General features: G+C 63.9%; 9 protein-coding genes and 1 tRNA gene. 7 read left to right on the top strand and 3 right to left on the bottom strand.

The features are described 5' to 3' along the window. Nucleotides 1–141: 141 nt before the first annotated feature. The 5 genes from E4P09_RS16320 (at nt 142) to E4P09_RS16300 (ending at nt 7,387) form a co-directional block, all read left to right on the top strand. A complete protein-coding gene (locus E4P09_RS16320; protein WP_137390660.1) occupies nt 142–1,218 on the top strand; it encodes a DUF2793 domain-containing protein in 1,077 nt (358 codons plus the stop codon). A 104-nt stretch (nt 1,219–1,322) separates the two neighbouring features. Then, nucleotides 1,323–4,310, top strand: a complete 2,988-nt coding sequence (locus E4P09_RS16315) for a hypothetical protein (protein WP_137390659.1) — start codon at nt 1,323–1,325, stop codon at nt 4,308–4,310. Between the two features lie 208 nt (nt 4,311–4,518). Continuing rightward, nucleotides 4,519–5,718 carry an ATP-binding protein gene (locus E4P09_RS16310; RefSeq protein WP_137390658.1) on the top strand — a complete coding sequence of 400 codons (1,200 nt, stop codon included), beginning with the start codon at nt 4,519–4,521 and terminating at the stop codon, nt 5,716–5,718. After that, nucleotides 5,715–6,587 (top strand): APH(6)-I family aminoglycoside O-phosphotransferase, encoded by an 873-nt coding sequence (locus E4P09_RS16305; RefSeq protein WP_428977720.1) that lies wholly within the window; start codon nt 5,715–5,717, stop codon nt 6,585–6,587. Before E4P09_RS16310 ends, E4P09_RS16305 begins: the two co-directional genes overlap by 4 nt. 20 nt (nt 6,588–6,607) lie before the next feature. Then, nucleotides 6,608–7,387: an aminoglycoside adenylyltransferase family protein gene (locus E4P09_RS16300; protein ID WP_137390656.1), complete on the top strand. Its 780-nt coding sequence runs from the start codon at nt 6,608–6,610 to the stop codon at nt 7,385–7,387. Between the two features lie 147 nt (nt 7,388–7,534). On the opposite strand, the gene E4P09_RS16295 is transcribed toward E4P09_RS16300, so the two are convergent. Together E4P09_RS16295 and E4P09_RS16290 are read right to left on the bottom strand one after the other, a co-directional pair. Beyond that, nucleotides 7,535–7,609, bottom strand: a tRNA-Glu gene (locus E4P09_RS16295). Between the two features lie 330 nt (nt 7,610–7,939). Continuing rightward, complete coding sequence (locus E4P09_RS16290; RefSeq protein WP_137390655.1) at nt 7,940–8,359, bottom strand: VOC family protein; 420 nt, start codon at nt 8,357–8,359, stop codon at nt 7,940–7,942. A 619-nt stretch (nt 8,360–8,978) separates the two neighbouring features. Here E4P09_RS16290 and E4P09_RS16285 point away from each other — a divergent pair. Together E4P09_RS16285 and E4P09_RS16280 are read left to right on the top strand one after the other, a co-directional pair. Continuing rightward, nucleotides 8,979–9,512 (top strand): cold-shock protein, encoded by a 534-nt coding sequence (locus tag E4P09_RS16285; protein WP_137390826.1) that lies wholly within the window; start codon nt 8,979–8,981, stop codon nt 9,510–9,512. A 10-nt stretch (nt 9,513–9,522) separates the two neighbouring features. After that, a complete protein-coding gene (locus E4P09_RS16280) occupies nt 9,523–10,059 on the top strand; it encodes a DUF192 domain-containing protein (protein WP_137390654.1) in 537 nt (178 codons plus the stop codon). A 10-nt stretch (nt 10,060–10,069) separates the two neighbouring features. On the opposite strand, the gene E4P09_RS16275 is transcribed toward E4P09_RS16280, so the two are convergent. After that, nucleotides 10,070–12,007: an AI-2E family transporter gene (locus tag E4P09_RS16275; protein ID WP_137390653.1), complete on the bottom strand. Its 1,938-nt coding sequence runs from the start codon at nt 12,005–12,007 to the stop codon at nt 10,070–10,072. Nucleotides 12,008–12,074 lie beyond the last annotated feature (67 nt).

Here is a 12,074-nt window from a genome sequence, read left to right as displayed (position 1 = left end):
CTGGGGCTTATAGACCCCTGGCCTATGTGCTGATTTGCGACTTAATCCCGGCCGACTCGGCCGTGGTAATCTGCCGGCCTCGGCGACGGCGGGGTGCGGAGAGGGCGCCGGATCGTTTTGAACCTTCCTTGAGGAGTTCACATGGCCGACAGCCCGAACCTGGCAATGCCCTATATCGAGGCGGCCCAGGCCCAAAAGCACGTTACCCACAACGAAGCCCTCGATGTGCTGGACGCGGTGGTGCAGCTCTCGGTGCTCGACCGCCACCTGGCCACGCCGCCCGCCAGCGCCAGCGAGGGCGACCGCTACATCATCGCCTCTGGCGCGACGGGCGCCTGGGCGGGACACGACGGCAAGCTCGCCGCCTTTCAGGCCGGGGCCTGGGTGCTCCGCGTACCGCGGGAAGGCTGGCTTGCCTGGGTTCAGGACGAGGACCTGGCGCTCGTGTTCGACGGCATCGAGTGGCTGCCGTTTGCGGGCGATGCCAGCGTGCTGCAAAATGTGCAACTGCTCGGGATAGGGACGACGGCCGATCAGAACAACCCGCTCTCCGCAACTGTGAACAGTGCGCTGCTCAATGCGCTTCCTGCCGGCGCGGGCGGCACCGGTGACCTGCGTTGTATCATGAACAAGGAGACGCAGGCCAACACGGTCTCGGTGCTGTTCCAGGACAATTTCTCGGGCCGTGCCGAGATCGGCCTGATGGGGGAGGACGCTTTCGTGCTCAAAACCTCCGCGGATGGCTCGGCTTGGACGGAGGCCCTGCGTGCCGGGACCAACGGTACAGTCGCGCTTGCCGCGAACCCGAAATTCGCGGCCTTTCTCGATGCCGACCAGCTGGTTGCGGCAGACAGCTGGACCACCATCTCTTTGAACCAGACCGAATTCGACAACCGCTCGGCCTTCAATACGACCAGCCATCTGTTCACCGCTCCGGTGGCAGGCGCCTATCTCTTTGGGGCAAGCTGCCTCTACAAGATCGATGCGAGCGCGAATGCGCGCATGCGAGCGAGGCTTTGGAAGAACGGCGCCACGGTCATTCCGGGGTCGCTGGGCGGCATCACGGGCACCCACACGACGACGGTGACCGCCCTGTGGCTGAGCGTCGCGACCATGCTCGCGCAAGGCGATACAGTGGCGCTGCAAGGGTTCTTCGCGGCGGAAAGCGGTCTATTCGCCGCCATCCATACGCGGCTCTGGGGCATGCTGCTCACCTGAGACGTCCTGGCGCCACAGCAGGGGCATGTTTGGGCCGGTAAGTCGCCGCAGTTTGCCTCTCTCTGATCCGTTGTTGCACGATTGGACATTAAAGAGGCCGGTGGATGACGGATCGCCCCAATTCGCCCGAAGAAGACAGGCAAGTCACGCCAGCCGAGGGATCGGAAGCCCAGCAGGCCCTGCCGGTGGCGCATGGACAGGAGACCGGGGGCGGCATCCTTGCCGAGCTCAGCATGGCGTTGCGCTGGGTTGACTGGGAGGCGGAGCGAAGCAGGCCTCTATCGGCCATCGGTGCCCTGAAGGAGATCAATGACAGCGACCCCCATCTCCGCATCGATCCCGCGGTTCTGGGTGCCCGCATGGCCTTGGGCTCGGCCGATCTCGCCAGGATCTTCTCCCGCGGGGAGGGCCATTTCCTCGACCAGGCGGCCCTGTTGTTCAGCAGGGTGCGGCCGCAGGAGGTTTCCGCTGATCCAGACTCGCCGATTCGGCTTTCTGCGCTGCGCAAAGTCTTTCTCGAAGCGCTTGGGCGGGAGTGGCTGAAGAGCCAGATGTTCAAGCCCGCCAGCGGGCACCAGGGTGACGACACCGCTCCGCGCCTCGAGCAGGGCACGATCATCAACGCGATGGGCAAGACCATCAGTGCGCTTGCCGATGATCCCGCCCTCGCGCAGGTGCCGGGGATGGCACGGCTCGGCGTTACCGAACGTCAGCAGCTGGTGGCGGAATGGGCGGCGGAAAACCACCTCGACAGCCATTACAAGATCGGCACGCCCGCCTTCTCGCTTGCCTGCATCGTGAGGCAAAGGGCGGCAAGCCAGGCCACAGAGGCGCCGCCGGGCCTGGAGGACCGTGCCACGCTGCTGCGGGCCTTTCTGGACGAGGTGAAAAGCTGGCAGAAGAACCCGCACGGCTCTGTCAATCCTTATGTCGAGACCGCGTTCCACCTCGCCCGATCAAGCGGTTATTCGCCCAAGGGCGAGGCGCCCGACGAGATCCTACAGGACGCGCTCGCCTATTTCGGCGAGCGCTGGACGGCCAATTTCGGCCATCCGCCGCGCTTCAACCGCGTAGACGCGGCACTGGACATCCTGCAGAAGGCGACCGGGCACTCCCGGGAGGACCTGCAGTACGAGGAGCAGGTGTTCTCGAAGACCCACGCCTACGGGCTGACCGAGACCATTTCCGCCACCCCTCTGGACCGGTTCCTGCAATTGGCGGATCTGCCGGGGGTGGGACACACCTTGGCACTTCGCTGCGAACATGACGAGCGGCACCCGACGCATGTGCTCTACCCGCGCGCAGCTCTGCACGACGCGGAAGCGGCGTTCAACGAGAATTTGAGCAGACACCCGTGGGTGATCGCGCGGGCCAAGGAAAACCTTCGCGAGGTCGGACGGCCCCTCTCGCCAGAGGCCATCACGCAGGAAATCGCGCGGCTGGTCGAGCGCTATGACGCCGAAACCGAGGCCCATCGCCATTTCGTCAGCGATCTCCAGTTTCTCAAGAACTGGGTCATCAGCGAAATTCCGGTGGTGGGCGGCGTCTACAACCTCGAACAGGGCATAAGCCATCACAATGTGAAGCAGATCATCGGCGGTGCCTTGGGATTGACGGTCGACGGCGCCCTGGCGGTGGCCGCGCGGCGCGGCGGCGGGGCATTGGCGGAGATCGCGCCTGCAGGCAGAGCGGAAAGCGCTGCGCCCTCCAGCGGCATGGACATGGCGCCGCTGCTGCCGGGGCCCTCATCTGAGGAGATGCAGTCGATCAGCCCCATCCCCATGACGGCGACTTTCAGCGATGTGCCGCGCCGCTTCGCCAATCTCGAGCCGGGCGCGAAGGAGACCTGGCAGCATCCGGTAACGCAGGACACGCTGACGGTGACCAAGATCAGGAGTACCGGCGAGACCGTGGCGCTGCGCAGCGTGCCTGGTCAACAGCGTACGTTCCACACGGTGGACTGGATCAGCGGCGAAGCGCGCCGGGGCGCCGAGCTCGACGCCTATCACATGGACCCGGAAACCGGCCTCATCGAAAAAGGCGGAAAGCTCAAGGGCGGCGGACAATGCTGCTCACAGCTGCCGGGCCCGCCGGAGAACTATTATAGCCTCTATGTGCCGTTTCACCGCCGGATGGCTGGCTTGTGGGAGCGCGCGAGAGAGATTGTGATCATCAGGCACAGTGAAGAGGGTCATGTCTCGAAGCAGGCCTATCTCTACGACATGGCCGGCCTGGACCGCTTGCCCGAACGCTGGTCGGGACCTGCCGAAGATGATGCCGACAGCCAGCCGCTCGTCATCAATGGGCCCACGGCCGGGCTGATCAGAGAGCAAGGGATCGTGACTAGGGGCGACGTGCTGGGCAGGGCGTATCTCTTCGAGGGTCGCTACTGGTCGTTCGTCTTCGGGATTCACGAAGAGCTGGCGGCCTACCGGGCAAAACTAGCCGCCAACCAATGGAACGCGACTTATGGGAAGCTCAGCTTCGGCCGTGCCGATGCGCATCACCTGGGGGAGGGGCAGTATGCGATCAGCACACCACCCATTCCCGTCGCGGAGGGCTTCGCCCGCGGCAACAGCGATCCTGACGGCTATTACGTCTTACCCCCGAGCAGCGACAGCGCTTTGGTCGACCCCGAGGAAATTTTCACACCGCCCCCCGCCGAGCCGGGCGACATCGCCGATCGGGCTGTGGTGGCAACGGGCGGATATTCGGTTCATCCGGACGTCTATTGGTATGGCAACGCGTTCTGGACGTTCCAGAGCGGCATCGATCTTGGCGAACGCTATGTGCATGGTGTGGAATTCGCCAGGCAATGGGATGCCGCCTTCGCTGCGGCCGTGGACAGCAAAGCCGTCGTGAAGGTGCTGTGGGGCGACCAGTCGGTGGCTGTGCTCACCAAGCCGATCAAATCGAAGGTTCTGTCGAGGGCGCAAACGGAGGCGGAGAGCCTCAGCGGCGAGTTCCAGCAGATGGACCATGCGCCGCCCGAGGCAGAGTCGCGGCCGGAACCCAGCCGGCAAACGACGCAAGTCGAGGTCTATCTCGAGATCGAAGGAGGCAGCGTCCATGACACGGCCTATCTGCATTAGCAGCATCGATCCGACCATGATTTTCGATCCGCAAGGGCTTTGCGATCGGGGATGCCTGACGAGCCGCGGCGGTGATATATACTGCCGCTGACCACGAGCGGCATGCATTCCACATGTGATTTGTTGCTGCGGCAGCCGCGGCACGGGATGGCCTCCGGGACGGCCATGCCGATGCCCGTCGTGCGCGAAAATTTGGGAGCGCGTTCCGTTGAACAGAGGAGTGCTCATTCTCGGCAATCACCGCCCGGCGCTAACGGCTGCCCGGGCATTGCACAGGCAGGGCTACCGCGTTGTACTGAGCGCGAGCTCCAAGGCGCCGTTTGCGGAATATTCCCGGGCGGTGGACGAGCTTTGGTACGGGCCAGAGCCCGCGGCATGCGACTTTGCCACGCAACTTGCGGCATATAGTCAGCGGACGCCGGACCTGATCGCCGTCCTGCCGGTGAACGAGCCGATGCTCGAGGCTCTTGTTGCCGATCGGGATGTTCTGGCGAGGCTTGCCATGGCCGGGGTCCGGGCTGTCATGCCGAAACCCGAGCTGGTCGCGCTTTGCCACGACAAGATCGCGATGCTCGAGCTCGTCAGAGGTCTCGGGCTCGGCTGCCCTCCGTTTGCGGTGGCAGAGACGCCGCCCGCGCTGAACGCCGCAGCCGCGTCCACCGGCTTTCCCCTCGTGATCAGGCCGCTGCGGCCGGGAACCCGGATTGGCGAGCTCAAGGCCGTGACCGTGGCTTCGGAAGAGGCGCTGAAGAGGCTGCCCGCGAAGGATATCGCAGATGCCGGGCCGCTTCTGCTGCAGCGCTTCTTCGAGGGCGGGCGCTACAATGTGTGTTTTGCAGCGCGCAACGGGGAGATCATCGACAGCCTGCATATCCACAACACGCGCACCGACAGGGCCGACGGCACCGGCCTCGCCGTCGAAGGCGTGACCATAGCGCCGGTGCCGGAACTGGCCGAGGATACGGCGGAGATCGTGCGTTCGCTCAAATATACCGGCGTGGGCTGTGCCCAATACCTCTTCGACGAGGCAAGCCGCGCGCGGTGCTTTCTCGAAATCAACCCGCGCTTTGATGCGGACTATTCCGTTGTGGAGGCAGCGGGCCTGCCGCTGACGGCCCTGGCGATGCGGCTTGCCGGCGCCGTGCCTGGGGAAGATGGGCAGCAATCCGGCCCGAAGCCCAAGCGCTGCCTCCGCTTCGTATGGACCTATGGCGATCTTGCCGGGTTATGGTTCTCGCTGCGAGGCGGCCTCGTCGGGGCGGGCGGAGCTATACGGTGGCTATGCAACGCCATGGTGGCCGCCTTCCGTGCCGACGTCCACGTCACCTGGGACTGGCGCGACCCGAAGCCCACCATCATGGCCTATTTGGGACGCATCATCCGCTGGCTGAAGCCTCGCGCGGCATGAGCAGGATCGCGCTCTGGCCGAGGAGATTTCCTATGGACATGCACACTACTCTCCCGCCGAAGGTGAGAGCGTTTGTGGAAGCGTGGCGCCTGACCCCTGACGGCCCTCTATTGACCACCCGATCCAGCTGGGTTGCTCCTGTCCTGCAAGAGGGCTTGCCCGCAATGCTGAAGGTTGCGCGCATCCCCGATGAACACTCGGGCTATCGTCTCATGACATGGTGGGACGGCGAGGGCGCCGCCAAGATCTTCGCCTGCTCCACGGACGCCCTGCTCATGGAACGGGCGGCGGGCGGCCGCGACCTCGCGGCGCTTGCCCGGGCGGGCCGGGACGATGAAGCCTGCAAGATCCTGTGCGAAACGGCGGCTCGGCTGCATGCACCACGGCGCAGCCCGCTACCGGTGCTGCACCCGCTGGAGAGCTGGTTCGAGCCGCTCTTTCAACTCGCCCGACAATGTGCATTCCTTGCGCCCGCTGCTGATGCCGCATCCCAGCTCCTGAGCGCTCCACGCGCCGTCGGGCCGCTGCATGGCGACCTCCACCACGAGAACGTGCTCGATTTCGGCGAGCGAGGGTGGCTGGCGATCGATCCCCATGGACTGCTGGGCGAACGGACCTTCGACTACGCCAACATCTTCACGAACCCGGATCTCAGCGATCCGAACCGGCCGCTCGCCACCTTGCCGGGCCGGCTGGAGGCCCGACTAGAGGTCGTGATCAGCATGACGGGTATCGAACCCGAGCGGCTGCTTCGCTGGATCATCGCGTGGACGGGGCTGTCGGCGGCCTGGTTCATCGGCGACGGTGACGATAAGGGCGCTGCCATCGACCTTACAATCAACGCGATGGCTCGTCGCCTGCTCGGCTAGTACCATGTAAAGACGAAAGCATGCAGGAGCACACACCAAGAGCCCCGGCCGAGGCGTTGGCCGCGTTGAAAATCGTACGGGATCTGTTGGAGGGCTCGCTCGTGGCCGTCTATCTCCACGGATCAGCCGTATCGGGTGAACTGCGGCCGCAGAGCGATGTGGATCTGCTGGTCGTCATCGAACATCCGATGACTGATGCCGTGCGGGAGGGCCTTCTGGCCGCTCTGATGCGTATTTCCGGTCGCCACCCTGTCGATCCCAAGGGCCCGCGCTGCATCGAGCTGGTGGTGTTCCTCATGTCCGACCTCGAGGCAGCGGACTATCCGCCGCGTAGCGAGTTCGTTTACGGCGAATGGTTGCGGGACGCCTTCGAGGCAGGCGCGCTTGCAAGGCCGGTTGCGGACCCTGAACTCACACTGGTGCTGGCGCAAGCGCGGGAGGGCGCCAAGGCCCTGCTCGGTCCTGCCGCGGCGGAGCTGCTGCCCCAAATCCCTGATGACCACGTCCGTCGGGCCATGCGCGACGTGCTTCCTTCACTGCTCGACACCCTGGCGGGTGACGAACGGAACGTCCTGCTGACACTCGCCCGCATGTGGCGGACGGCAGCGACAGGAGCGTTCGTGACCAAGGACGCCGCCGCCAACTGGGCTATTCCTCGCCTGCCCAAGCAAATTGCCGAAGCTCTCATCCGCGCGCGAGATGCATATCTCGGAAAAAACACGGACGTCTGGGCAAGCCACCAGACAGAAGCACGTCGCGCGGCAGACTACTTACATCGGCAGGTCGCGGCCATGCTGTGACCATTCAGGCTCCGGGCGTACCATCCAAGGTTCGGGTTTCGCAATGGTCGAGCGGGAAAGAGATGGATAAGCCATCCGGCTGGTGCAATCGCTTCGATCTTCTGACAGCCAGAGAGGCTGTACGATGCCAGACCATGTGGAAAAGCCTGGCGGACCCTACGGGAGTCGAACCCGTCTTTTCAGATTGAAAATCTGACGTCCTAACCGATAGACGAAGGGTCCAGGCGACGGCCGCCTTCTTAAAGGCGTTCGCCGCTGAGCGCAAGCGTCCACCACGGCATTGCGTGGAAAACCGCATGCGCTTGGGACGTCACGAGCCGGACCCTTTCAGCCTGGCGAGGTCTCAGAACAGGACAGCTGTCGCGGCGTTGCCCGCATGGGTGGCGTGCGCGGTGCCAATAGCGAACAGAACAGCCGTCACGATCAGCGCGGTGGTGACCGACAGAGCGCGGGTTATGATCATTGGCCTCTCCTTGCCGTTGTCCTTTGAATCCCGCTCGGATTCATAAGTTACTAACAAAGAGCGGCAAGAATCGGGCCAATAGGGGTATTTTACCAGTGGCCGGTGTTCGGCATGGAGGCCCATGGCTCCCGCGGCGGCAACGCTCCGCCCTTCTGCAGGAGCTCAATCGATATGTTGTCCGGCGAGCGGATGAACGCCATGCGGCCGTCGCGCGGCGGGCGGTTGATGGTCACCCCTTGCGCCGCGAGGCGCTCACAGAGTTCATAGATATCGTCCACCTCGTAGGCGAGATGGCCGAAATTTCTGCCCTCCCCATAGGGTTCCGGATCCCAGTTGTAGGTCAGTTCGAGCTCGCCGCCCTGATCACCTGGGGCTGCGAGGAAAATCAGCGTAAAGCGCCCGGCGGGCACTTCCTTCCGGCGGCGTTCCTCGAGCCCCAGCTTGTTGCAATAGAAGTCGATCGACTGATCGATATCGCTGATCCGGACCATCGTATGCAGGAATTTCATCCAACGCTCTCCGTTCAGATACACTCCTGTGCCAGGATGCGACGCCAGATGAGCTCACGCAACACGGGAGGTGCAGGACTTGGAATGGGGTTTTCGTTGCCAGGCAGGAATACGTCCTCATGCGTCGAGGCCGCATGTACAACAAATCAATAACACAGCAGAACAGGGATACGGTGCCTCCAGAAGTCAATATATAAGAAGTTCATTTAGAGGTGGAAAGTGGAATTTTCCACCAGTATAGTTGTCGACGGCATCGCATATGTATCTGTTATGGGCCGGATTTCCGCACTTCTGCTGGGCAGCCGGGGTGGCGGGTTCCACTTGGCGTTGCATAAAAACGGCCATAGGACCTTTTTCTCTTCTGGTGGAGGCGAAGGGCTATACAAAGCCGCTCCACTTGTTCCAAACTATTAATCGAGGATTAAGAGTAGGGTTTGCAGCCCTTGCGCTTCTGCGAGAGCTGAGGGGCAGATCGCGGGTCGTATGGTTGCGTAGGAGCCGCCTGGATCGGCGTTGATGCCGAAGGCGCTTCATCGGGGGACTTGGGGAAACTACGATCAGCGTAGCTGCGGGCTTAGGGGGCCTTTGCCACGTGGAACGAGTGCAACAAGCAATCGAGATGAGCGGCGAGACGCCGGTCGAGGTGATCCGCATCTCGGGTTTCGTGAAATGGTTCGACATGGTCCGAGGCTACGGCTTCGTGATTCCGGACAACGGCATGCCCGATGTGCTCCTGCACCTCAGCTGCCTCAAGCGGGACGGCTATGGCGCCGTCCTGGAGGGCACTCGGGTCATTTGCGAGGCTGTCCGCCGGCAGAAGGGCTTTCAAGCGCTGCGCGTGCTCGCCATCGACACGACGACAGCCATCCAGCCGCCGCCGCGAGCGCCGCGCACGCATGTGACGGTCACGCCGACCAGCGACTGGCGCTCGGCCCGTGTCAAATGGTTCAATCGCGTGCGCGGATTTGGTTTTTTAACTTTCGGCGACGGATCTCCGGATATATTCATCCACATGGAAACCCTACGGAAGTACGAGATCACGGAACTCCACCCAGACCAGGAAATTCTCGTGAGGTTCGGCACTGGCCCGAAGGGCTTGATGGCGGCCGAAGTCTCCCTGCCCGATGCGGAAGGAGCGCCGTCCTCGTCATGAGGCGTTCGACATGTGGAACAAGCAAGCCGCGACGCCAACTCGGCTGCTCGCGGCCCTGAGCCTTCTCGCCATCGCGGGGTGGTTGCCGAGCGGGGCGATCTTCACCGGGCCTGAGGCACGCGCGCAGTCCACCGCATCGGATGCGCCCGCGCAGACCGCCGCGACGACGGAGACGCTCACCCTGGCGGCGGACGATCGGTATGTGGTCATCAACGTGGAAGTCGCCCGGACGCCGACGGAGCGCGAAAAGGGGCTCATGAACCGGAGCACGCTGCCTGAGGACCGCGGCATGCTGTTCCTTTGGGAGCAGCCGACCCAGGTGACGATGTGGATGCGGAACACGCCCATCTCGCTCGACATGATCTTCATCCGGCCGGATGGGGTGATCCACAAAATCGCTGCGAACACGGTGCCGTTTTCCGAGGATCTCATTCCGTCCAACGGAAAGGTTCTGGCGGTTCTGGAAGTGCGCGGCGGCTTGACCCGGAAGATCGGGCTCAGAGCCGGACACCGGGTGCACCATCGCGTGTTCGACGGCCCGGACTGACAGAGGCGGGTCAGCTGGCGGAAGCTCCCGCACCGGCCGCAACCGGCGCGGCGATGGTTCCCTTGGCCGAATGCAACCCGGTCCGGGTGCCGGCCGACCGAGCCTCGGACGGCAGCGCGGCATCGCCGGCCAGAGCCTCGATGAGCCACCCCGACGCGGCCTCGACCGAGGATGCGACAGCGTCAGCCGACATCTTGCGGGCCATCTCGGCCGGACGCTCCGCATCCGCCGGTGCATTCCAGATACAGGCGATGATCTTGAGCCCTGGCGAGCGCCGCCGCAGCCTGCGGCAGATCTGGCGGGCAAAAACTTGCGGCCGCTGCGAGAGATAGGAGAGGCAGACGGCGTCGATATTGTCGAGCTTCAGCTGGGGCAGGGTCTCATGGCCGATCGCCGCCGGCGACAGGACCAGCGCGGGTATCCCGTGATCGCCCAAGCGACGGGCCACCATGGTGGCGGCCGCCGAGTCGAGCTCGGTCCTGCCGCCGATGCACAGCACCCGCGCCTCGGGGGACACGGGGGATGCGTCTTCGTCCGAAAGCGGCTCGTCCTCCTCGATAAAGTCGGCGATTTCGTCCACCAGCTCGATCATACCTTGCGCAACCATGCGGCGCTGGACGAGATCGGCCGGCTGCTGGGGCCGCGTGCTCTGGGCAAGACACAGCGCCGGTATCGCGACATCGTCATAGAACTCCGGCAGCGAGTGCTCGGCCACGTAACGCTCGGCGATGTCGATCGCCTCCTCGGTGTTGCCCGACAGCAGACGCTGATAGAGGCGCTCCTCCGGTTCGAGTACCGGGTCGCTGCCCAGGAGCACGCCCAGGAATTCCAGCCGCGGCACATAGCGGCCGATGACGATCAGGCACACCGTCAGAGGGGTTGCGAGCACCAACCCGACGGGCCCCCACAGGGTCGTCCAGAAGATGGCGGCGAGGAGCACCGCAAGGGACGAGAGCCCGGTGCTCGAGCCATAGAGCCAGGGCTCCATGAAGTTGTTGCTGATGAGCTCGACCACGAGGAAGAGCGCACCGGTCCACAGCAGCATGGACCAGCCGGGGTCGACGGCAAAGGCCAGGGCCAGGGGAAACAGGGCGCCGAGAACCGGGCCGAGATAGGGAATGAAGCGCAGCACGGCTGCCAAAAGCCCCCACAGCACGGCGTTGGGCACCCCGATGAAATAGAGCCCGATGCCAATCGGGATGCCGTAAGTTATGTTGACCGTGAGCTGCATCAGGAGATAGCGGCTGACACGGCTTGCCGCTTCGTTCAGGGCTTCCGTGCTCTTGCGCAGATCGCCCTTGCCCACCAGCTTGATGAAGCGGTCGCGGAGTTCATCGCGCTCCAGCAGCACGAAGACCAGGAAGACGATGGCGATGCCGCCGGTGATCAGCGGCTCGATCAAGGGCAGCGCCACCGTCTGCAGCAGATCGAGGGGCGCGGTTTCCGTCGACTCGATGATGACCGGCACTGGCCTGGACTCGGCCGATGGCGGCTCGCCGGGCTGACCAGTGACCGTCTCCTCGGTTTCGGCGATGTCCTCGGCGATTTCCCTGAATGTTCCCGTAAGCCGCCCGATGATGCCGCCCCTGCCGTCGACGGGAAGGAAGGTGTGCAGCTTGTCTCTGATATTCGTCTGGTAGCGCGGGACATTTTCCGCGAGCTGCACCAGCTGGGCGCCGACGACGAGCGACACCGCGCCGATGACCAGGCAGGCGAAGCCGACTGCGACCAGCACCGCCGGGACGCGGGGCAAGCGCCAGCGTCTCAGCCAATTGACGATGGGCGCGAGAACAAAGGCCAGCAGAATCGCCAGGGCGAAGGGAATGAAGATGTCCTGGCCGAAATAGAGGGTGACAACGCCCAGCATGACGGCCACGGCCGTCAGCAGCGGGTTATCGGATAGCGTACCGGCCGAAGCGTTGAACTGCGGCAGCGGCGGCTCGGGCATTGGGCCTCCTGGCATATCTCAGGACTAAACGCCTGATGCAGCCGATTCGATCCGCAATGTCAGGTAG

The sequence above is a fragment of the Rhodoligotrophos defluvii genome, from assembly GCF_005281615.1.
Lineage (GTDB): Bacteria > Pseudomonadota > Alphaproteobacteria > Rhizobiales > Im1 > Rhodoligotrophos > Rhodoligotrophos defluvii.
This window is presented reverse-complemented; position numbering and strand designations above follow the sequence as displayed.